20 protein-coding genes are annotated in these 20,380 nt (G+C 73.6%); 11 read left to right on the top strand and 9 right to left on the bottom strand.

Annotation, left to right across the window (positions count from 1 at the left end):
* Positions 1–115: 115 nt before the first annotated feature.
* Both ABZ885_RS13895 and ABZ885_RS13890 read left to right on the top strand, forming a co-directional pair.
* Positions 116–358 carry an MbtH family NRPS accessory protein gene (locus ABZ885_RS13895; protein ID WP_360187363.1) on the top strand — a complete coding sequence of 81 codons (243 nt, stop codon included), beginning with the start codon at positions 116–118 and terminating at the stop codon, positions 356–358.
* A 406-nt stretch (positions 359–764) separates the two neighbouring features.
* Complete coding sequence (locus tag ABZ885_RS13890) at positions 765–2,306, top strand: MFS transporter (RefSeq protein ID WP_360187369.1); 1,542 nt, start codon at positions 765–767, stop codon at positions 2,304–2,306.
* 127 nt (positions 2,307–2,433) lie between these two features.
* Here the strand turns inward: ABZ885_RS13890 and ABZ885_RS13885 are convergent, their stop codons facing one another.
* Positions 2,434–2,793 (bottom strand): zinc ribbon domain-containing protein YjdM, encoded by a 360-nt coding sequence (locus ABZ885_RS13885; protein WP_360187361.1) that lies wholly within the window; start codon positions 2,791–2,793, stop codon positions 2,434–2,436.
* A 79-nt stretch (positions 2,794–2,872) separates the two neighbouring features.
* Positions 2,873–3,676: a GntR family transcriptional regulator gene (locus tag ABZ885_RS13880; protein ID WP_360187359.1), complete on the bottom strand. Its 804-nt coding sequence runs from the start codon at positions 3,674–3,676 to the stop codon at positions 2,873–2,875.
* Positions 3,677–3,885: 209 nt separating this feature from the next.
* Here ABZ885_RS13880 and ABZ885_RS13875 point away from each other — a divergent pair, with 209 nt between their 5' ends.
* Genes ABZ885_RS13875 through ABZ885_RS13855 form a run of 5 tightly spaced genes read left to right on the top strand, consistent with a single transcriptional unit; the run spans position 3,886 to position 9,715 of the window.
* A complete protein-coding gene (locus ABZ885_RS13875) occupies positions 3,886–5,451 on the top strand; it encodes an amino acid permease (protein ID WP_360187357.1) in 1,566 nt (521 codons plus the stop codon).
* Entirely contained in the window at positions 5,448–6,806 is a 1,359-nt protein-coding gene (locus tag ABZ885_RS13870; protein ID WP_360187355.1) for a glutamine synthetase family protein, read from the top strand. The genes ABZ885_RS13875 and ABZ885_RS13870 overlap by 4 nt, the downstream gene beginning before the upstream one ends.
* Before the next feature lie 52 nt (positions 6,807–6,858).
* Positions 6,859–7,572 carry a gamma-glutamyl-gamma-aminobutyrate hydrolase family protein gene (locus ABZ885_RS13865; protein WP_360187353.1) on the top strand — a complete coding sequence of 238 codons (714 nt, stop codon included), beginning with the start codon at positions 6,859–6,861 and terminating at the stop codon, positions 7,570–7,572.
* Positions 7,569–8,942 (top strand): aldehyde dehydrogenase family protein, encoded by a 1,374-nt coding sequence (locus ABZ885_RS13860; protein WP_360187352.1) that lies wholly within the window; start codon positions 7,569–7,571, stop codon positions 8,940–8,942. The genes ABZ885_RS13865 and ABZ885_RS13860 overlap by 4 nt, the downstream gene beginning before the upstream one ends.
* A 5-nt stretch (positions 8,943–8,947) precedes the next feature.
* Entirely contained in the window at positions 8,948–9,715 is a 768-nt protein-coding gene (locus ABZ885_RS13855) for a 3-oxoacyl-ACP reductase (RefSeq protein WP_360187350.1), read from the top strand.
* 66 nt (positions 9,716–9,781) lie between these two features.
* Here ABZ885_RS13855 and ABZ885_RS13850 read toward each other — a convergent pair whose 3' ends face one another.
* Together ABZ885_RS13850 and ABZ885_RS13845 are read right to left on the bottom strand one after the other, a co-directional pair.
* Positions 9,782–11,845, bottom strand: a complete 2,064-nt coding sequence (locus ABZ885_RS13850; RefSeq protein WP_360187348.1) for a discoidin domain-containing protein — start codon at positions 11,843–11,845, stop codon at positions 9,782–9,784.
* A gap of 214 nt (positions 11,846–12,059) precedes the next feature.
* Entirely contained in the window at positions 12,060–12,458 is a 399-nt protein-coding gene (locus tag ABZ885_RS13845) for a VOC family protein (RefSeq protein WP_360187347.1), read from the bottom strand.
* Positions 12,459–12,551: 93 nt separating this feature from the next.
* Here ABZ885_RS13845 and ABZ885_RS13840 point away from each other — a divergent pair, with 93 nt between their 5' ends.
* Positions 12,552–13,556: a YafY family protein gene (locus ABZ885_RS13840; protein WP_360187345.1), complete on the top strand. Its 1,005-nt coding sequence runs from the start codon at positions 12,552–12,554 to the stop codon at positions 13,554–13,556.
* Positions 13,557–13,572: 16 nt separating this feature from the next.
* On the opposite strand, the gene ABZ885_RS13835 is transcribed toward ABZ885_RS13840, so the two are convergent.
* Complete coding sequence (locus tag ABZ885_RS13835; protein WP_360187343.1) at positions 13,573–14,406, bottom strand: MBL fold metallo-hydrolase; 834 nt, start codon at positions 14,404–14,406, stop codon at positions 13,573–13,575.
* A gap of 99 nt (positions 14,407–14,505) precedes the next feature.
* Complete coding sequence (locus ABZ885_RS13830; RefSeq protein WP_360187342.1) at positions 14,506–15,309, bottom strand: alpha/beta hydrolase; 804 nt, start codon at positions 15,307–15,309, stop codon at positions 14,506–14,508.
* 351 nt (positions 15,310–15,660) lie between these two features.
* Here ABZ885_RS13830 and ABZ885_RS13825 point away from each other — a divergent pair, with 351 nt between their 5' ends.
* A complete protein-coding gene (locus ABZ885_RS13825) occupies positions 15,661–15,846 on the top strand; it encodes a hypothetical protein (RefSeq protein ID WP_360187340.1) in 186 nt (61 codons plus the stop codon).
* Positions 15,847–15,894: 48 nt separating this feature from the next.
* Entirely contained in the window at positions 15,895–17,262 is a 1,368-nt protein-coding gene (gene lysA, locus ABZ885_RS13820; RefSeq protein ID WP_360187338.1) for a diaminopimelate decarboxylase, read from the top strand.
* Between the two features lie 57 nt (positions 17,263–17,319).
* Here the strand turns inward: lysA and ABZ885_RS13815 are convergent, their stop codons facing one another.
* Genes ABZ885_RS13815 through ABZ885_RS13805 form a run of 3 tightly spaced genes read right to left on the bottom strand, consistent with a single transcriptional unit; the run spans position 17,320 to position 19,267 of the window.
* A complete protein-coding gene (locus tag ABZ885_RS13815) occupies positions 17,320–17,781 on the bottom strand; it encodes a hypothetical protein (RefSeq protein WP_360187336.1) in 462 nt (153 codons plus the stop codon).
* Positions 17,781–18,953 (bottom strand): hypothetical protein, encoded by a 1,173-nt coding sequence (locus ABZ885_RS13810; protein ID WP_360187334.1) that lies wholly within the window; start codon positions 18,951–18,953, stop codon positions 17,781–17,783. The genes ABZ885_RS13815 and ABZ885_RS13810 overlap by 1 nt, the downstream gene beginning before the upstream one ends.
* Positions 18,950–19,267, bottom strand: a complete 318-nt coding sequence (locus ABZ885_RS13805; RefSeq protein ID WP_360187333.1) for a hypothetical protein — start codon at positions 19,265–19,267, stop codon at positions 18,950–18,952. Before ABZ885_RS13805 ends, ABZ885_RS13810 begins: the two co-directional genes overlap by 4 nt.
* Before the next feature lie 311 nt (positions 19,268–19,578).
* Between ABZ885_RS13805 and ABZ885_RS13800 the strand changes: the two genes are divergently transcribed.
* Complete coding sequence (locus ABZ885_RS13800; RefSeq protein ID WP_360187331.1) at positions 19,579–20,283, top strand: DUF998 domain-containing protein; 705 nt, start codon at positions 19,579–19,581, stop codon at positions 20,281–20,283.
* Positions 20,284–20,380 lie beyond the last annotated feature (97 nt).

The raw sequence follows: 20,380 nt of genomic DNA, 5'->3' as shown, positions 1-20,380 counted from the left end.
CCCGGGGCCCGCCGACGCCCCCTCCCGGGATCACGGGCCCGTAGAACCACCGGCCCGGCGGCACACGAGCCGCCGGGCCCGTCTCTCCCTCGACCGGAACCAAGGAGCACGCCCCATGAGCACCGCAGCCCAGTACCAGGTGGTCGTCAACGACGAGGAGCAGCACGCCCTCTGGCCGGCCGGCGCCCCGCTGCCGGCCGGCTGGCGGGCCGAGGGCTTCACCGGCGGCGAGGAGGAGTGCAGCGCCCACGTCGACCGGGTCTGGCCGGACATCCGCCCGCTCAGCCTGCGCCGCCGCCTGGCCGGGCACCCGGACGGCGCGGCGGACAGCATGGCGGCCGGAGCGACGGCCGGGTGATGGCCGAGTGATGGCCGGGGTGGCGGACGGGCAGCCGACCCCGGCCGCCGGGTGAGCACCCGCCCCGCCGCCACGCCCGGCGGCACCGCCGTGACCTCGGCGTCCTCGTGACCGGGGCCGGGTACTCGACACTCCGGCAGGTCTGACGGGCCATAAACTACAGAAGTGTCGAATTTGTCGCCGCACAGGTGTGCGAGGCGGCCGTCCGGGTGACATAGTGGTCCGCTGACACCGGCGGGACGCCGTGTCAGTTCGCGGTACGGGCAAGGCCGGACGGGGTGAACCGGCGGCGCAGCCACGGCCGCCCCCACCCAATCAACGCAAAGGACGGGAACCCGTGCGGTCCGAGAACGCTTCGGCCACCTCGACACCTGTGGCCGCCAGTCAGTCATTGACGCTGGCCGGCATGCTCTTCGCGGTCTCGATGACCTTCATCGACCAGACCATCGTCTCCATCGCCGCCCCCGACATCATCCACGAGCTCGGCCTCTCCTCGGCCGGCATGCAGTGGGTGGTCAACGCCTACCTGCTGGCGCTGGCGGCGTTCTTCGCCCTCGGCGGCCGGCTGGCCGACGTGCTCGGCCACCGGCGGATGGCCCTGATCGGCATCCTGACCTTCGTCATCGCCTCGGCCCTGTGCGGCGCGGTGCCGAGCGGCAGTCTGGCGCAGACCTGGCTGGTCGCCTTCCGGGCGCTCCAGGGCGTCGGCGCCGCCTTCATGTTCCCCGCCGCGCTGGCCGTGGTGGTGGACGTCTACCCGGTGCACAAGCGCGGCCGCGCCCTGGCCGTGTTCTTCGGCATCGCCGGCGGCCTCACCGCGGTCGGCCCGATCCTCGGCGGCTGGCTGACCAGCTGGACCTGGCGCGGGATCTTCTGGGTCAACGTGCCGATGGCGCTGGTCGCGATCGTGCTGACCCTGATGGCCCGGATCCCCAACAACGCCCGCCGCGAGCCGATCGACTGGGCGGGCGCGGCGCTGATCGCGGTCGGCATGAGCCTGAGCGTGCTCGGCCTGCAGCAGGCGTCGTCCTGGGGCTGGGACAGCCCGGCCACCTGGCTCTGCATCGCCGGCGGCCTCGCCGTGCTGGTGGTGTTCGTCCTGTTCGAGCTGCGCACCCGGGACCCGCTGATCAAACTGCGGGTCTTCGCCGACCGGGCCTTCGCGGCCGACAACGCGGTGCTGTTCTTCGCGATGATCGCCTTCGTGCCGGTGTTCTTCTTCGCCTCGGTCTACGCGCAGGTGGCGCTCGGCCAGTCCGCCAACGACGCGGGCCTCTACCTGCTGGTGTTCTTCGCCGGCTTCGCCCCGGGCACCCAGCTCGGCGGCCGGCTGCTGGACCGGATCGGCGCCCGGCCGCCGATGCTGATCGGCGCGGCGCTCGCCACCGCGGGCTTCGCGCTCTGGGCCGGGAAGATCACCGACCTGTCGCTCGGCGCCCAGGCGCCGTTCATCGCGATGGCCGGTGGCGGCATCGGCCTGCTGATGACCCCCGCCTCGACGGACGCCGTCAACCGCGCGATCGGCACCTCCTACGGTGAGGTCACCGGCATCACCCAGACCGTGCGCAACTACTCGGCGAGCCTCGGCATGGCCGTGCTGGGCACCGTCCTGCTGCACAGCACCACCGCCAACGTCGAGGACGCCCTGCGCACGCACGGCGTGCCGGTCGACGTCGCGCACGGCACCGCGGTGGAGATCACCAAGAGCATCACCGGTCACGGCGAGGGCGGTCACGGCGGCGGCGGCGCGTCCGACGCCTCGGCCGAGATGATCGACGCCGTCCGGCGCGCGTTCGCCGAGGCCAACGGGCCGGTGCTGTACGGCATGGCGGCGGCGCTCGCGGTCGCCTTCGTGTGCGCGCTGTTCCACCCGGGGACGAAGGTCACCGCCGAGTCCGCGGCGGACGGGGAGACCGCCGCGAAGGCGGCCGACGCCGCCGCGGTCTGATCCCGCCGGAGCCCGAACGCGCCGGAGCCCGAACGCGCCGGAGCCCGAACGCGCCGGAGCCCGAACGCGACGGAGGCCGCCAGGTGTACACCTGGCGGCCTCCGTCGTATGCGTTCGCGGGCCCGGGTCAGGCCTTCTTGACCACGCTCGACTTGAGCTGCATCGCCCCGAAGCCCTCGATCCGGCAGTCGATGTCGTGGCCGTCGACGCCGTCGACCAGGCGGATGTTGCGGACCTTCGTCCCCGCCTTGATGCCCGACGGGCTGCCCTTGACCTTGAGCGCCTTCACCACGGTCACGGTGTCGCCGTCGCTGAGCACGTTGCCGACCGAGTCCCTGACCACCCGCTCGCCGGCCGCCGCGGCCTCGCCGGCGCCGCCCTCGGCGGGCGCCCACTCGTGGCCGCACTCGGGGCAGACCATCAGCGCGTTCATCTCGTAGGTGTACTCGCCGGAGCACCGGGGACAGGGGGGAAGGTTCTCGCTCACCCGGCCAGGATATCCGGACAGGAATGCAGGTCACGCCGGGATTCCGCCCCGGAACGCAGGGCGACCGGCCCGGGTCGGGTCAGGTCAGGAAGCCGCGGAGCAGGGCGGCGGTCGCGGCGAGGTGCTCCTCGGTGGCGCGGCGGGCGGCCTCGCCGTCGCCGTCGAGGATGGCCCGGACCATCGCCCGGTGCTGGTCCGCGGCGTGCTCGATGTTGCGCTCCAGCATCGGGATGGCGTTGAGCAGGTCGTTGAGCCGCATCCGGGCCTCGGCGATGCGGGCCGCCAGGGTGGGGGAGCCGGCCAGTTCGCCGACGGCGAGGTGGAAGCGGGAGTCCAGCTGGCGGTACTGGTCCGGGGGCGCGCCCTCCAGCTCGGCGAGCCGGTCCTCCAGGTGGGCCTGCTGCCCGGGGGAGAGGGTGCGGCGGGCGGCGGCCTCGGCGGCGCCGGCCTCCAGGACCAGCCGGTAGGTGAGCGCGTCCTCCAGTTCGCCGCCGAGGTCGCGGGCGGCCCGGCGCAGCTCGGTGACGTCCGGCGGCGGCATCCGGTAGGTGACGAAGGTGCCGCCGTAGCGGCCGCGGCGCGGCTCGACGCAGCCGGCCTGCTGCAGGGTGCGCAGCGCCTCGCGCAGCGTCTCGCGGCTGACCCCGAGCCGGGCGGCGAGTTCGCGTTCGGCGGGCAGCCGGTCGCCGTGGCCGAAGACGCCGAGCTTGATCGCCTGGAGCAGCCGTTCGACGGTCTCCTCGAAGGCGTTGCCGGTCCGGACGGGCCGGAAGATCGCCCCGGCGTGCCAGTCCACGCGCGCCTGCTCACGCGCCTGCGCCTGCTCACGGGCCTGTTCGCGCGCCTGTTCGCCTGCCTGCTCGCGTGCCTCGTCCACGTCCACGCCGGAATCGTACCTACGCGCGGCCCGGAAATCGTGGCCCGTATCGCTCTTGACGCGGCCCCGGCGGGGGGTGAACGATGCTGCTCACCACCCCAATGGTCTGGTTCCAGACCATTGAAGAGCCGTCGGACCGTCGACCCTCCGGGACGGGCGAAGCCACACCGCCGTGGCCGCGCGCCGCCCGCACACCTCAACCCCCAGGGGTGCCCATGACTGACGAACGCTCGACCGACCACCCTGCCCCGCCGGTGTTTCCGGCGGACGCACCGCCCGTTTCGGAGGACGAACAACGGCTCCGCGAGCTCGGCTACACCCAGGAGCTCGCCCGTTCGATGTCCGGCTTCTCCAACTTCGCCGTCTCCTTCTCCATCGTCTCGATCCTCTCCGGCTGCCTGACCCTCTACGGCACGGGGATGAACGCCGGCGGCCCCGCGATGATCATCTGGGGCTGGCCGGTGGTCGGCCTGCTGACGCTCTGCGTCGGCCTGGCGATGGCCGAGATCTGTTCCAGCTACCCGACCGCGGGCGGCCTCTACTACTGGTCCGCCAAGCTGGCCCGCAGCCGCGGCGCGGCCTGGAGCTGGTTCACCGGCTGGTTCAACTTCCTCGGCCAGGTCGCGGTGACCGCCGGCGTCGACTACGGCGCCGCCTTCTTCACCAACGCCTTCCTCACCCTCCAGTTCGGCTTCGAGGCCACCCCCGCGCACACCGTGGAGATCTTCGCCGTCATCCTGCTGCTGCACGGCCTGCTCAACACCCGCGGCGTCCGCCTCGTCTCCTTCCTGAACAACCTGTCCGTCTGGTGGCACCTGGTCGGCGTCGCCGTCATCGTCGGCGCCCTCGTCCTGCTGCCCGACGAGCACGCCTCCGCCTCCTTCGTCTTCACCGAGTTCGTCAACAACACCGGCTTCCACAACCAGTTCTACGTGGCGATGCTCGGCCTGCTGCTCGCCCAGTACACCCTCACCGGCTACGACGCCTCGGCGCACATGACCGAGGAGACCCGGGACGCCGCCCGCTCCGGCCCGCGCGGCATCGTCAACGCCATCACCGTCTCCCTGGTGGCCGGCTGGGTCCTGCTGCTCGGCATCACCTTCGCCATCCGCGACTACGACGGCGCGCTCGGCAGCGACACCGGCGTGGCCCCCGCCCAGATCTTCATCGACGCGATCGGCACCAACGGCGCCGAACTGCTGCTGCTGATCGTCATCGGCGCCCAGTTCTTCTGCGGCATGGCCTCCGTCACCGCCAACTCCCGGATGATCTACGCCTTCTCCCGGGACGGCGCCCTGCCCGGCTCCTCGCTCTGGCACCGCATCGACCCGCGCACCCAGACCCCCACCAACGCGGTCTGGCTGGCGACCGGCGGCGCCCTGCTGCTCGGCCTGCCCGCGCTCTGGAACTCCACCGCGTACACCGCCGTCACCTCGATCTCGGTGATCGGCCTGTACATCTCCTACGTCATCCCGGTCTACCTGCGGCTGCGCCAGGGCGACGCCTTCCCGCGTGGCCCCTGGCACCTGGGCCGCTGGAGCGGGATCATCGGCACCGTCGCCGTCGGCTGGACGGCCGTGATCACCGTCCTGTTCATGCTCCCCACCGTCAACCCGATCACCGCCGAGACCTTCAACTACACCCCGGTGGCCGTCACCGTCGTGGTCGGCTTCGCCGGCCTCTGGTGGCTCGCCTCCGCCCGCCACTGGTTCACCGGCCCGCGCATCCACGAGACCACGCCCGGCCCGGCCGCCCTGGACGCCGAACTGGAGACCCGATGACCACCCCCCGGCTCACGCTCGACGAACTGCGCGCCCGCGTCGCCGACGGGTCCGTCGACACCGTCGTGCTCGCGATGACCGACATGCAGGGACGCCTCCAGGGCAAGCGCGTCGCCGCCAAGTACTTCCTCACCGACGTGGTGCCCAACGCCGCCGAGGGCTGCGGCTACCTGCTCGCCGTCGACGTCGACATGAACACCGTGGACGGCTACGACATCTCCTCCTGGGAGAGCGGCTACGGCGACCTCACGCTCCGCCCCGACCTCGCCACCCTGCGGGCGGTGCCCTGGCACCCCGCCACCGTGATGGTCCAGTGCGACGTCACCCACCACGACGGCGCGCCCGTCGCCGTCTCCCCGCGCCAGGTCCTGCGCCGCCAGCTGGACCGCCTGGCCGGCTACGGCTGGCAGGCCTACGCCGCCACCGAGCTGGAGTTCATCGTCTTCCGGGACACCTACGAACAGGCCTGGGACAAGGACTACGCCCGGCTCACCCCGGCCAACCAGTACAACGTCGACTACTCCGTGCTCGGCACCGGCCGGATCGAGCCCCTGCTGCGCCGGCTGCGCAACGGCATGGCCGGCGCCGGCCTGACCGTCGAGTCCGCCAAGGGCGAGTGCAACCTCGGCCAGCACGAGATCGCCTTCAAGTACGCCGACGCCCTCACCACCTGCGACGACCACTCCGTCTACAAGACCGGCGCCAAGGAGATCGCCGCCCAGGAGGGCTACAGCCTCACGTTCATGGCCAAGTACGACGAGCGCGAGGGCAACTCCTGCCACATCCACCTCAGCCTGCGCGACGAGCAGGGCGCGCCGGTCTTCGCCGGCGACCGCCCGTACGGCTTCTCCCGCACCATGGAGCACTTCCTCGCCGGACAGCTCGCCTGCCTGGCCGACTTCGCGCTGCTGTTCGCCCCGACCGTCAACTCCTACAAGCGGTACGTGCCCGGCAGCTTCGCGCCCACCGCCATCGCCTGGGGGCGGGACAACCGCACCTGCGCCCTGCGCGTGGTCGGCCACGGCCCCTCGCTGCGCTTCGAGAACCGCGCCCCCGGCGGCGACGTCAACCCGTACCTCGCGGTCGCCGCCCTGATCGCGGCCGGCCTGCACGGCATCGAGCAACAGCTCGAACTGGAGCCGGAGTTCACCGGCAACGCGTACGCCTCCGACGCCCCCCGGGTGCCGGCCAACCTGCGCGACGCGGTCGCCGCCTTCGAGCAGAGCGCCGTCGCCGGGGCCGCCTTCGGCAAGGACGTCGTCCGCCACTACGCCCACGCCGGCCGGGTCGAACTCGCCGCCTACGACCGGGCGGTGACCGACTGGGAACGGCGCCGGGGCTTCGAGCGCCTGTGACCCCGCGACCGGCCGCGACCCCCCGAGAGCCCGCGAACCAAGGACACCGACCGTGCACCACGAGGACCACCCGAGGCCGCTGATCGGCATCACCAGCTACCAGGACGAGGCCGCCTGGGCGGTCTGGCGGCAACGCGCCTCGCTCGTCCCGCAGACCTACGTCGACGCGGTCTCCCGGGCCGGCGGCACCCCGGTGCTGCTGCCGCCGCAGCCCGGCGGCGCCGGCCGGCTGCTCGACGTGCTGGACGGGCTGGTGCTGGCCGGCGGCCCCGACATCGACCCGGCCCGCTACGGCGCCGCCGCCGACCCGCGCACCGGGCCGCCGCACCCGGCCCGCGACGACTGGGAGCTGACCCTGCTGCGCGGCGCCCTCGACCGCGACCTGCCGCTGCTCGGCGTCTGCCGCGGCATGCAACTGCTCAACGTCGCCCTCGGCGGCACGCTCGTCCAGCACCTGCCCGACCGCAGCCACCAGATCGTCCCGGCCGGCTTCGTCCGCCACCGCGTCGACGTGGCCGGCGGCAGCCGGGCCGGCGCCGTCCTCGGCCCCTCCGCCGAGGTCTCCTGCTACCACCACCAGGCCGTCGACCGGCTCGGCGACGGACTGCACGCCACCGCCCACAGCGCCGACGGCACCGTCGAGGCCCTCGAACTGCCCGGCCGCCGCTTCGCGCTGGCCGTCCAGTGGCACCCCGAGACCGACCCCGACGACCCCCGCCTGTTCCACGCCCTCGTCACCGCGAGCCACAGGGAGACCGCCCGATGACCGAACCCGACCTCTTCGAGGTGGTCAACCCGGCCACCGAGGAGGTGATCGCCACCGTCGAACTGGCCGGCCTCGCCGAGACCGACGCCGCCGTCGCCCGCGCCAAGGCCGCCTTCGACACCTGGCGCCGCGTCGCCCCCGCCGACCGCGCCCGGCTGCTGCGCGCCTTCGCCGCCGCCGTCGACGCCGACCGCGAGCACCTCGCCGCCCTGGAGGTCGCCAACGCCGGCCACACCATCGGCAACGCCCGCTGGGAGGCCGGCAACGCGCGCGACGTCATCGAGTACTACGCCGCGGCGCCCGAGCGGCTGTTCGGCCGGCAGATCCCGGTGGCCGGCGGCCTCGACGTCACCTTCCAGGAACCGCTCGGCGTGGTCGGCGTCATCGTGCCGTGGAACTTCCCGATGCCGATCGCCGCCTGGGCCCTGGCCCCGGCCCTCGCCGCCGGCAACACCGTCATCGTCAAGCCGGCCGAACTCACCCCGCTCACCGCCATCCGCCTCGGCGAACTCGCCCTGCAGGCCGGCCTCCCCGAGGACGTGCTGCAGATCCTGCCCGGCCGCGGCGCGGTGGCCGGACAGCGCTTCGTCACCCACCCCGACGTCCGGAAGGTGGTCTTCACCGGCTCCACCCGGGTCGGCAAGGAGATCATGGCGGGCTGCGCCGCCCAGGTGAAGCCGGTCACCCTCGAACTCGGCGGCAAGAGCGCCAACATCGTGTTCGCCGACGCCGACCTCGCCAAGGCCGCCGCCACCGCCCCCTACGCCGTGTTCGACAACGCCGGCCAGGACTGCTGCGCGCGCTCCCGCATCCTGGTCCAGGCCTCCGTCCACGACGAGTTCATGGCGCTGCTGGAACCCGCCGTCCGCGGCGTGCGGGTGGGCGACCCCGGCGACGAGAAGACCGAGATGGGCCCGCTGATCTCGGCGGCGCACCACGCGAGGGTCTCCTCGTACGTCGGCGCGGACGCGCCCGTCGCCTTCCGCGGCAGCGCCCCCGCGGGCCCCGGCTTCTGGTACCCGCCGACGGTGCTGGCGCCCGTCCGGCCCGACGACCGGGCGTTCACCGAGGAGATCTTCGGCCCGGTGGTCACCGTCGTCCCGTTCCGCGACGAGGAGGACGCCGTGCGCATCGCCAACGCCACCGAGTACGGCCTCTCCGGCTCCATCTGGACCAGGGACGTCGGCCGGGCGCTGCGGGTCTCCCGCGGGGTCGAGGCCGGCAACCTCTCCGTCAACTCGCACTCCTCGGTCCGCTACAGCACGCCGTTCGGCGGCTTCAAGCAGTCCGGTCTCGGCCGCGAGCTCGGCCCGGACGCGCTCGACGCCTTCACCCAGACCAAGAACGTCTTCATCGCCACGGAGGAATGATCAACATGACGCAGCGACTCGACGGCCGGGTGGCCGTCATCACCGGCGCGGGCAGCGGCATCGGCCTGGCCACCGCCCGCCGCTTCGCCGCCGAGGGGGCCAAGGTGGTCTGCGCCGACCTCGACCCGGAGACCGGGGCCAAGGCGGCCAACGAGGTCGGCGGCCTCTTCGTCCAGGTCGACGTCACCGACGAGGCGGCGGTCCGGGACCTCTTCCAGCGCGCCGTCGACGAGTACGGCCGGCTCGACATCACGTTCAACAACGCGGGCATCTCCCCGCCCGACGACGACTCCATCCTCGTCACCGGCCTGGACGCCTGGAAGCGCGTCCAGGAGGTCAACCTGACCTCCGTCTACCTGTGCTGCAAGTACGCCATCCCGCACATGCAGCGCCAGGGCAAGGGCTCCATCATCAACACCGCCTCCTTCGTGGCGGTGATGGGCGCGGCCACCTCGCAGATCTCCTACAGCGCCTCCAAGGGCGGCGTGCTGGCGATGTCCCGCGAGCTGGGCGTGCAGTTCGCCCGCGAGGGCATCCGGGTCAACGCGCTCTGCCCGGGGCCGGTCAACACCCCGCTGCTCCAGGAGCTGTTCGCCAAGGACCCGGAGCGGGCCGCCCGCCGCCTGGTGCACATCCCGCTCGGCCGGTTCGCCGAGCCCGAGGAGATCGCCGCCGCCGTGGCCTTCCTGGCCTCGGACGACTCCTCCTTCATGACCGCCAACACCTTCCTGGTCGACGGCGGCATCTCCGGGGCCTACGTCACCCCGCAGTAGGAACCGGCGGACGGGTCCGGGCCGGGAGCCGCGCGGGGCTCCCGGCCCGGACCCGTCCGGACCGTCCTAGCCGCTGTAGACGCCGACCTCGTGGAGCGAGTAGCCCCACTGGGTGCCGCGCTGCACCCCGTGGACGCGCACGAACCGGGCCGGGACGCCGGTGAACCGTGCGGTGTCCAGCCCGCCGTCCCCGGTGGTGGTGGACCACACCGACTGCCAGGTGCTGCCGTCGGTGGAGACCTCGATCCGGTAGGCCCGCCCGTAGGCGCGCTCCCAGTCCAGCGTGACGCGCCCGACCAGGCCGGTGGACCCGAGGTCGACCTGGAGCCACTGGTCGTCGCTCCACTCGCTGGCCCAGCGGGTGCCCGTGTCGCCGTCCACCGCCCGGCCGGGCGCGTAACTGACGAACGGGTTCCACCACTCGGTGGTGCTGGCCGCGGCCGGGTGGCCCGCGGCCAGGTTCACCGACGCCCGGTGCTGCTCCGACGCCCCCCAGGTGGTGAGGTAGGACTCCGCGCCGCGGAAGAGGTCGTCCACCACGTCCTGGCCGCCGACCTGCCGGATGTCCTCCAGCCAGTCCGGCACCAGGCCGTAGTGCGCGGCGCCGTCCGTGTTGATGTCCCAGGTGCGCGAGCCGGTGGTCTGCCGGTCGATGAGGGAGCCGCCGTCCGCGCTGCGGAACGGGTAGTGCACCGGGTTGGCGGTGTCCGCCCCGCGCGGGCCGGGCCAGCCGCCGACGCCGTTCATGTCGGTGCCGTAGCCGTACCCCACGTGGTACTTGTCGCGCAGCGCCTCGGTGCGCTTGGCCTCCGCGGTGAACCCCTCGGCGCCGTGCATGTACTGGGCGACGAAACCGCCGAGCTTGTAGACCCGCTCGGTCCAGTCGAGGTCCATCCAGCTGTGCGAGGAGATCACGCCCGGGTAGGACTCGGACTCCAGGATCTCGAACGAGCGCCCGGCCGCCTTGACGCTCATGTGGTCGACCTCGAGCATCATCTTGCGTTTCATCATCCCGCGCACCGCGTACTCGCCGAGCTCGGTCAGCCCGCGGCTGTTGCACTGCGCGTCGTCCGCGTAGGCCGGCACCGCCACCCCCGCCGGGAGCTGTTTCTGCGCCTCCGGCGCCGGGGCGAGGCCGATCGGGTTGTCGTGCTGCGGCCCGGCGCACTTCTCGGTCTTCCAGAAGGTGCCGGTGGAGAGGAACTGGCCGACGTTGATCGCCGTGCCGAGCGCGCCCTCGTCGAAGCGCACCCCGCAGAGCGCGTTGTCGAACTTGTGGCAGAGGAACATGCTGCGCACGCCCAGCCCGTACAGCTCGTCCAGGCCGCGGTCGATGTCCGCCTTGCTGCACTGGGCGATGTCGAGGATCTGCTTGCAGCCGAACGGCTCGGAGGTCTCCACCCCGAGGACGACGGCCAGCTTGCCCTGCTTGACCACCTCGCGGGCCTGCGCGCTGTCGGTGACGATCCGGAACCAGCCCTTGCCCGGCCCGCCGTACATCGTGTCGATGTAGGACTGCAGCTCGTACGTCTTCTGGGCCTGGAGGCGGATCGACGTCATCTCGTCGCAGCTGCGGTCCTTGAAGAAGTAGACCGAGCAGATCACCCCGTTGGTGACCAGGTCGTTGACCAGCACCCGCTGGCCGCCGCGCCAGGCCCGTTCGATCCAGGCGTAGTAGTTCTGCTGGTGGGTGAGCGAGTCGTGGGCCGGCCAGTCCTTGAAGGTCGGCCAGCCGACCGGGTCGTGCTTGCCGTCGCCGCCCTTGGTGATGAAGTCGAAGATGGCGAGCGACCCGTCGGGGTAGTGCTCGGGACAGTCCTTCAGGGCGTCCGCGATCCCGTCCTGGGAGAAGGACTTGCCGCAGATGAGCCGGCCGCCGAAGCCCTCGTTGGCCATGATGTGGTCGTGCGCGTCGACGAAGCCCCGGACCCGCCCCTGGGCGTCGGTCCCGCGGAAGGGCTCACCCGTGACGTTGACCTGTGAGTCGGGCGCGGGCCGTGCGGTGGGGTTCCACCAGCCCGTGTCGGCCGGTGCCGCCGGCGCCGGAGCGCCGAGCAGCATGGCGGCCAGGGTGAGGAGTGCGGCCAGAAGGGCGACTAATCCGCGTCTGCGATGGGGGAGTTGGTGCATGGGTCACCACCCGTGTCCGAGGTGAGGGGGGTGGCGCGGCCGACCACCGGGCACCGTCCGGGGCGCGCGGAACCCGTCCGGGCCGGCTGTCATGAACCGCGCACTCGGTGTGACGAGAATCGCCACTGTTGGAAAAAGAGTCAATAGGCGTGCGCGGTTTCAGGGGTGGGAGGGTCCGGTTCCCGGTGTGCCGCGCGGGCGGTCGTGCGTGGCGTCATCGGGCGAACTTCTCGACGGCCGCCGGGGTGACGGGGGTGAAGAAGTTGACGAGGTTGCCGTCGGGGTCGCGGAACAGCAGCGACCGGTTCCCCCAGGGCATCGTGGTGGGCCCGGCGACGAAGTCGGTCACGAAGCCGGTCAGGTTCCGGTGGACGCGGTCCACGTCGTCGACGAGGAACTCGGTGATCACGCTGTGGTTGTCCGCCGGGCGGGCCGAGCCCGGGGCGAACAGCGGAACGGTGCGGGTGCCGGCGATCGCGAGGGTGGCGCCCGCGGTCCTGAGTTCGGCGAAGTCCTCGGTGGCCCACGTCGCCGGCACTCCGGTGGCCTGCTCGTAGAACGCGACGAGACGCGCCACGTCGCCGGTGATGATGCGGATCGAGACGAACTCCATGGGATTCTCCTTGGCTCTGCTGGAGGCGTGCACGTCGCAGACTAGGAGGGATAGTGGACAGAATCGGTCCTGTATTCGCGCTACGTTGTGCCTATGCCTCGACCCACCGGCCGCGTGCTGACACTCCTGGAGCTGCTGCAGTCGGGCGGCACCCGGACCGTGGCCGAACTCGCCGACCGGCTCGGCGTCCAAGGACGCACCGTGCGGCGGTACGTGGACCAGCTGATCGACCTCGACGTGCCCGTGGAGTCGGTGCGCGGCCGCTACGGCGGGTACCGGCTCGCCCCCGGGTACCGCCTGCCTCCGCTCATGCTCGGCGACGACGAGGCGCTGGCCGTGCTGCTCGGCCTGGTCGCCGGCCGCCGGGCAGGGCTGACGACGGCGCAGCGCACGGCGGGCGAGACGGCGTCGGCCAAGATCCGGCGGGTGCTGCCCAGGCACCTCGCCCGCCGGCTCGACGCACTCCTGGAATCCCTCGCCTTCACGGAACAGCCCGGAGAGTCCGACAGTCCGGACGGCGGGGTCCTGCTGACCGTCGCCGATGCGGTGCGCCACCGCCGGCCGGTCTCGATCCGCTACACCGACCGCGACGGACGGCGCAGCGACCGCACGCTGCACGCGTACGGGATCGTCACCCACGCGGGCCGGTGGTACGTCACGGGAAAGGACGCCCGGATCGGCGAGGACCGGACCTTCCGGCTCGATCGCATCGCGGACGCGCGGACCCTGCCCGGCTCCTTCGAGGCGCCGGAGGGCCCCGGTCCGGCGGAGCGCGTGTTGTCGGGGTTCGCCACGGCCGGGTACCGGCATGAGGTGACCTTGCGGATCCACGGGACGGTCGAGCAGGTCCGCGCCCGCTTTCCCGCCGCTGTCGCGAGCCTGGAGGAGCACGAGCCCGCGGCGGTCGGGGACGGTGCGGTCGGGGACGGGGCGGCCGAGCGCTGGCTGCGCGTCGAGCTGCGGGCGGAGCGGCTCGACTGGGTGCCGCCGGCACTCGCCGCACTCGACCGGCCGTTCGTCGTCGAGCGCCCCGGTGAACTGCGCGACCTCGTCGTCGAGTTCGCCGACCGCCTCGCGTCCCGCGCCCGTGGAGCCTGACTGGTCAAAGATCAAGCTAGGGGCGGTGGGCAGGCCCCTGGGGGAGTTCGCGGGGGTCGTGGGCGCAGATCAGGCGGACCTCGGCGTCGTGGTTGCGGCGCAGCTCCCGCAGGCGGGAGAGGTTGGCCAGCCGGGTGGGGTTGTCGGCGGCCACCAGATGCTGGAAGGCGGTGAGGCCGGGCGGGCGGCGGAGGCCGGCCGGGTCGATGTCGGTGTGCGAGAAGTAGGCGTCGCCGCAGTGCAGCAGCCAGCGGTCCGCGTCCCGGACCGCGACGCCGCAGTGACCGCGGCTGTGGCCGGGCAGCGGGACCAGCAGGAAGTCGGGTGCGTCGCCGGGCAGGACGGGGACGGCGCGGAAGCCGTACCAGTCCTCGTCGGCGGCGTCCGGCCGGTGCTCCGCCCAGTGCGGGTCGTGCGCCCACTGGGCGCTGCGGTAGCGGTCCCGTTCGGCCCGGTTCGCCGGGGCGAGCGCGGCGCGGAGCTCGTCGGCGAGGACGTGGACGCGGGCGTGCGGGAAGTCGCCGAGCCCGCCGGCGTGGTCCGGGTCGAGGTGGGTGACCACGATGTGCCGGACGTCGCGCGGGTCGTGGCCCAGCGCGCGGATCCGCTGCACCGCGGTGGCCGCCGCGTCGAGCCGGGGCCGGGCCGCCCAGCGGAGCGTCCGCCCGAGCCGCCGGGGGTCGGCGAGGTCGCCGGTCCCGAACCCGGTGTCGACCAGGAGCAGCCCCCCGGCGCCCTCGACCAGCAGGCAGTGCGCCGACAGTCGCCCGACCAGCGGCCCGCCGCTGCCGATCAGCAGCCGGCCGCCGAGCGGGCACATCGTGGCGCAGTCCAGGTGATGAACGGTCATGTCGCCCTCCGGCGCTCTCCGTGACGGGCGGCCGAGCCTACCGGTCGGGTGGTGCCCCGGCGCCACCCGACCGGTAGGCCCGGATCGGGCCCGGGTGGTTCAGAGGGTGGCGAGGAAGGAACGGACCGCCTCGGCGAAGGCCTCCGGGGCGGCGGTGTAGACGAGGTGGTCGGCGTCCAGCTCGACGGCGGTGGTGCCGGGCCGGCGCTCCACCATCGCCCGGACCTGCTCGGCCGGGATGACGCCCCTGCTGCCGTGGACCAGGAGGGCCGGGCAGGTGGTGGCCGTCCAGTCGGCCCAGTGGTCGCCGTGCACCAGGTCCTCCGACCGGTACATCTCCTGCGGGTGGAAGGGCAGCCGCCAGCTGCCGTCGGCGTTCTCCCGCAGCCGGTCCGCGAAGTAGGGCGCGGCCGGACCGAGGCCGGTCACCAGCGCGTCGCGGGTGGGCGCGTCGTAGGGGAGGTTCAGCAGGAAGCCGAAGGGGTTCGAACCGTCGAGGCCGAGCGCGGCCGGGGCCTCGGCGTTGACGAGGGCGGTGACCCGCTCGGGGTGGCGGGCGGCGAACTGGTAGGCGTTGACGGCGCCGAGGGAGTGGCCGAGCAGGACGGCCTGCGGCAGCCCCAGGTGGTCCAGCAGGGCTTCGACGTCGCCGAGGTAGCCCTCGCGGGAGTAGTCGTCGGTGCGGTCGGACTCGCCCTGGCCGCGCTGGTCCGGGGCGATGACGCGCCACTCGGGGCCGAGCGCCGCGGCCAGGGCGGCGAAGGTGGCGCCCTCGGAGAGGTGCCCGTGCAGCGCCACCAGCGGGCGGCCGGTGCCGCCGAAGTCCAGGTAGGACAGCCGGCGGCCGTCGATGACGAGCTCGGAGCGGGTGGCGGTGGCCTCGTTGGCGGTGGTGCTGGTCATGGTGGGTTCCCCCTCGTTCGGTTGACGACGAGTAGGACTCTAGCGGAGTGTTGGACGAACGTGCAAGACGTACGTGTAAGACGTTCGTCTGACGGCTGGCCGCCGGTGCCGGGGCGTACGGGGTGCCGGGGCGCAGGGAGGCGGTGGCCGAGCTCGGCCACCCGCCGGCCCCGAGGCCCGTCCGCCCCCGCGGTCACCGGCCTGGCGGCGTCAACGTGCCGTCAAGGCGGGCCCGTTCCGCGTAGGCCATGCGTCAAGGCGGGGTGCTTTCCGGCACGGGAGGGTCTGCACTGGACTGGCGGGAGGGACCTCTCCGACGGCCCCGCCGCGACCGGAAGGAAGCGCCAGGCCATGACCGACCACCAGCTCCGCAGCACCCCGCCCGAGCCCGCCCCGCCCGAGCCCGGCGCGCCTCCCGCGTACGCCGCGCGGCCCGCGTCCGCAGGCTCCCGCTCCGCCGGGAACGGGCCGGCCCCGGAGCCGGAGCGCCGCACCGCCGCCGTGCACTGCCGCCACGCGATGTCCTACGCGGACTGACCCCCGGGAAACCCGGCCCGCACCGCCCTCACTGGGAGCGCCTCTGCCATGACCACCCTCTCCACCCTCCCGCCCGGCGGCCGCCCCGCGGAACCGCCGCACCCGGCCGGCGCCCGCCCGGTCGGCAGCCCCTGGCCCGCCTCGGCCCGCCCCGGCCGCGACGGCGACCTTCTGATCGGCGGTGTCGGCCTGACCGAGGCCGCCGACCGGTTCGGCACCCCGCTGTACGTCCTGGACGAGGGGGAGGTGCGGGCCCGCGCCCGGGCCTTCCGCCGCGCCCTGCCGCACGCCGACGTCTACTACGCCGCCAAGGCCTTCCTGTGCAGCGCCATGGCCGACTGGGTCGCCGACGAGGGGCTCGGCCTGGACGTCTGCTCGGCCGGTGAACTCCGCCTGGCCGCCGCGGCCGGCTTCCCGCCCGGGCGGATCCTGCTGCACGGCAACGCCAAGACCCCGGAGGAACTGCGCCTCGCCCGCCGGCTCCGGGTCGGCCGGATCGTCGTCGACGGCCTCGCGGAGATCCCCCGGCTGGCCGCCCTCGCCGTCGCCGACACCCCGCAGCGCGTCCTGGTGCGCGTCCTGCCCGGCATCGCGGCCGGGCACCACAGCGCCGTGCAGACCGGCGTCGAGGGCCAGAAGTTCGGCTTCCGGATCACCGGCGGCGACGCGGCCGAGGCGGTGCGCCGGATCCTCGGCCTGCCCGGCCTCGAACTCGCGGGCCTGCACTGCCACCTCGGCTCCCAGATCACCGGCACCGAGCCCTACCTGGCCGCGGTGGACCGCCTGGTCGGCCTGCTGGCGGAGATCCGCGACCGGCACGGCGTCGAGCTGCCCGAACTCGACCTCGGTGGCGGCCACGGCGTCCGCTACCTCCCAGGCGGCGAGGAGCTCGACCCCGCCGCCTTCGCCGCCGCGGTCACCGCCCGCCTGGCCGACCGCTGCGCCGCACACGGCCTCGCCGTCCCCCGGCTGCTGGTCGAGCCCGGCCGGGCGGTCGCGGCGCCCGCCGGGGTGGCCCTGTACCGCGTGCTGTCGGTGAAGCACACCGGAGACGGCCGGGCCTTCGCCGCCGTCGACGGCGGGATGAGCGACAACCCGCGCCCGGCCCTCTACGGCTCGGCGTACACCGTCCGGGCGATCGGGCGGGCCGGCGGCGGGCCCGCCGGGACCTTCGACGTCGTCGGGCGGCACTGCGAGGCCGGCGACGTGCTGGTCCGCGACGCCGTCCTGCCCGCCGACCTGCGCCCGGGCGACCTCCTGGCCGTCCCCGCCGCGGGCGCCTACCAGCTCTCGATGGCCTCCGGCTACAACCTGGTCGGCCGCCCGGCCGTCGCCGCCGTCCGGGACGGGCGCATTCGCCTGCTGATCCGCCGCGAGACCGTCGAGGACTACCGCGCCCGCGAGGTCGGGCGCTGACCCGTCGGGGCCGGCCGGCACCTTCGAGTCCGCCGGCCGGCCACCCCCGTCCGCCTCCTACTGGCCGACCACGCGGACCGCCGCCTCGACCCCGGTGGCGGCGGCCAGCCGGACCTCCCGGTGCAGCGGGCGCCGGTAGTCGGCCGGGCCGAACCCGACGGCGATCTCGTAGGCGCCGACGGCCTCGCCCTGGTCGACGAAGACCATCAGCTCGGACGACGACCGGGAGACGTCCTGCTCCTCCCAGCGCACCGGATCGCCGACCACCTCCGAGATCACGTCGTCCCGGGTGCCCGGGCCGAACACGTACACGGTGTCCCAGTCCAGCCCCGCCGGTGCCGCCAGCGTCAGCCCGCCCTGGCCGGAGGGCCCCAACGCGTCCAGCTCCCGGTCCAGTTCGGCGCTGATCACGGCCTGCACCGGCTCCTCCTGCTCGGCGCACCCGGCGACGACCGCACCCGCCGGCAGTGCGGCGAGCAGCCCGGCGACGACCGGTACCGCACCCCGGCGGGCCGCCATCAGGACTTCAGCTCCGACGGCACGCCGCCCGGGTCCCGCCCCTTGCCGTCGAACGGCCTGCCGTTGCTCTTGCCGGTCTGCCCGTCCGCGACCTGGTCGCTGTAGGCCAGGGCGCCGCCGCCCGGCGGGATCACCACCGTGTCGCCGCGCCGGACGGCCTCCTCCACCAGCCGCGCCAGTTCCTCGTCCGAGGCGTGCGGATTCGCCATCGCGATCCGTCGGCCGACCTCGTTGTTGTAGAGGTCCATGGCCTCCCGGTCGCCGGGGTTCTTCGGCAGCTGCTCGTGCGCGCTGGCGTAGCGCTTGGTCCAGTCCTCGCCGTAGCGCTGCGTCATCAGGGCGTTCCAGTACGCGTGCCGGAACGCGTCCCGGTGGCTGTCGTTCTCGCCGTTGACGGGGGAGAACCTCGTCGATGCGGCGTCCGCGGCCTGCCCCTCGATCTCCATGAAGTCCTTGCGGGCCCAGACCGTGAGCCCGTTCAGCATGGCCGCCTCGGTCGCGGTGATCTTGTGCCGGTCGATGCCCAGGAGCCATGCCGTGACCGGGTCCGGGTACTTCACCGTGCCGTGCGGGTCGTCCTTCACCTGGTAGCCGGCCAGGATGGTGGCGGGATCGGCCCGGCGGCCGTCGTGGGCGGTGGCGTTGAAGGCGTCCTCCCGGATGCCGAGGTCGTCGGTGATGTCCCGGGCCGCCTCCTGGTCCGCCAGGGTGGCCTTCTGCAGGGCGTCGAAGATCCGCCCGTGCAGCTCGCCGGCCTTGAGGTGGAGGTCGCCGGACGCGACGTCGGGATCGTTGCGCTCCGACGCGGGCCAGCTGACGCCGCCGTCGGAGGACACCGTCACCCCCAGCCGAGCGGCGTCGTCCAGGGCCTGGACGAGCGCGCGCTGCGCCGCGTCGAACTCGGCCGCGGCCGTGCTCAGCGCAGTGCCGAGCGCGGCCGCCTCCCGCTGGGCCGCGTCCAGCCACTGCTGGTCGTCGGCCATCGCCGCCCGGGCGGCGTCGGCCGCCGGCCCCGTCCAGCCGCTGCGGGTCGTGGCTTCGGTGACCTCGGCGCGGTAGCGGCGGGCGAGGGTGGCGAGGAACTGCGACTCGGCGATCCAGCCGCCCGCCGCCGAGCGGAGCGGGCCGAGGTTGGCGTCACGGACCTGGTCGACGGTCAGCACCGCGCTCACCGCCCTTCGAAGGCGGCCTGGTTGGCTGCCTCGGTCGCACGGTACTGCTGGGCGGTGGTCTCCAGGTTGCCGCCGGTGCGGCCGAGCCGCTCGGCGAGGGCGTCCGACTGCTTCTCCCAGGTGTGCGCCAGCTTGGTGAGCGCACCCGCGGTCTGCCAGCCGGCCAGGCCGGTGGCGGCGGCGGTGGCCGCGGGCCCCAGGGCCCCGGCGGTGCTCAGCACGATCTGACGGAAGTCCAGCGCGGTCTTGCCCGCCCCCGCCAGGGCCTGTGGGTCGACGTGCACGGTGCTGCCGTTCGGGTCGGTGCCTGCCACGGTTACTCCTCGTGTCGAGTCGTTCAGCGGAGTGTGCGCCAAGGGGGACGTACGGCGGGACGCCGTGGTTCCCGCCGGACGCCTCGCCGGCGACCCGGCGGTGATTCGCCGGTGATCCGGTGGCCGGTCCGGCGGCGGCCTGACGGCGAGCCGGACCGACGGCCCGTCACCGTTGCCGAACCGGTGCGCGGGGCCCGGGTTCCCGGTCGTGCCGGGCGGGTACATTCCGCTGCGACCGCCGCCCGGTGATGCGGCGACGCGGCCCGTCCGGCCGCGGATCGACAGCCTCAGCTCGTCAAGGGGGCCGTGCCATGTCCGTTCGATCCGACCAACTCGCCGTCGATGACCAGGACCAGGACGCGCAGACCGTGCGGCGCCTCCGGCTGGGCGTCGGTGCCGTGGGATTCCTGCTGCCGATCGTCCTGCCGGTCGGCAACAGCCTCACCTCCGCCCGCGTGGCGCTGCTCAGCTCGATGAGCGCGTCGTACTACACCCACATGCGCAACGTCTTCGTCGGCGGCCTCTGCGCCATCGGCGTCTTCCTGATCTGCTACCGCCACGACCGCCGGGAGGACCGGCTGAGTTCGGTGGCCGGGGTGCTCGCGATCCTGGTGGCGCTGTTCCCCATGGAGCCGCCGGCCTCGCTCACCCCGCATCCGAGCACCCTCCAGACCACCGTCGGCATGCTCCATCTCCTGTTCGCCGCGGGGCTGTTCGGCGTTCTGGCGTACTTCTGCCTGCGGCTCTTCGCGGACTCCCCGGCGACCGGCGGGCGGCGTCCCGCCCGTGACTGGGTGTACCTGGTCTGCGGCTGGGTGATCGTGGCGTGCATCGCCGTGGTCGCCGTGGCGGGCGTGCTCCACCTCGCCTGGGACTCGCCGCTCACCCTGCCCTACCTGGGCGAGGCGGTGTCCGTCTTCGCGTTCGGCGTGGCCTGGCTGGTGAAGAGCGAAGCCCTGACCGCCTTCGCCCGGCACGCGGCGCCGGCCGCACCGACCGCCGCCCCCGGGGCCTGAGCCGCCCCCGGTCCGGTGCCCCTGTGCCGCCGGCGGGTGGCACTCGACGCGACCAGCAGCACCAGGCCGACGCCGACCAGCGCCACCGGGACGACCC

It is taken from the genome of Kitasatospora sp. NPDC047058 (assembly GCF_040643935.1).
Classification (GTDB): domain Bacteria; phylum Actinomycetota; class Actinomycetes; order Streptomycetales; family Streptomycetaceae; genus Kitasatospora.
The sequence above is the reverse complement of the archived record's forward strand: the minus strand, read 5'-3'. Positions and strand labels throughout refer to the sequence as shown.

Bases quoted from the DNA above. Each gene is read 5' to 3' on its own strand.
- ABZ885_RS13815 (WP_360187336.1), bottom strand. From the start codon at position 17,781: ATGGCGGCCCGCCGGGGTGCGGTACCGGTCGTCGCCGGGCTGCTCGCC.
- ABZ885_RS13840 (WP_360187345.1), top strand. From the start codon at position 12,552: ATGCCTCGACCCACCGGCCGCGTGCTGACACTCCTGGAGCTGCTGCAG.
- ABZ885_RS13835 (WP_360187343.1), bottom strand. From the start codon at position 14,406: ATGACCGTTCATCACCTGGACTGCGCCACGATGTGCCCGCTCGGCGGC.
- ABZ885_RS13870 (WP_360187355.1), top strand. From the start codon at position 5,448: ATGACCACCCCCCGGCTCACGCTCGACGAACTGCGCGCCCGCGTCGCC.
- ABZ885_RS13830 (WP_360187342.1), bottom strand. From the start codon at position 15,309: ATGACCAGCACCACCGCCAACGAGGCCACCGCCACCCGCTCCGAGCTC.
- ABZ885_RS13860 (WP_360187352.1), top strand. From the start codon at position 7,569: ATGACCGAACCCGACCTCTTCGAGGTGGTCAACCCGGCCACCGAGGAG.
- lysA (WP_360187338.1), top strand. From the start codon at position 15,895: ATGACCACCCTCTCCACCCTCCCGCCCGGCGGCCGCCCCGCGGAACCG.
- ABZ885_RS13890 (WP_360187369.1), top strand. From the start codon at position 765: ATGCTCTTCGCGGTCTCGATGACCTTCATCGACCAGACCATCGTCTCC.
- ABZ885_RS13845 (WP_360187347.1), bottom strand. From the start codon at position 12,458: ATGGAGTTCGTCTCGATCCGCATCATCACCGGCGACGTGGCGCGTCTC.
- ABZ885_RS13875 (WP_360187357.1), top strand. From the start codon at position 3,886: ATGACTGACGAACGCTCGACCGACCACCCTGCCCCGCCGGTGTTTCCG.
- ABZ885_RS13850 (WP_360187348.1), bottom strand. From the start codon at position 11,845: ATGCACCAACTCCCCCATCGCAGACGCGGATTAGTCGCCCTTCTGGCC.
- ABZ885_RS13800 (WP_360187331.1), top strand. From the start codon at position 19,579: ATGTCCGTTCGATCCGACCAACTCGCCGTCGATGACCAGGACCAGGAC.
- ABZ885_RS13825 (WP_360187340.1), top strand. From the start codon at position 15,661: ATGACCGACCACCAGCTCCGCAGCACCCCGCCCGAGCCCGCCCCGCCC.
- ABZ885_RS13895 (WP_360187363.1), top strand. From the start codon at position 116: ATGAGCACCGCAGCCCAGTACCAGGTGGTCGTCAACGACGAGGAGCAG.
- ABZ885_RS13855 (WP_360187350.1), top strand. From the start codon at position 8,948: ATGACGCAGCGACTCGACGGCCGGGTGGCCGTCATCACCGGCGCGGGC.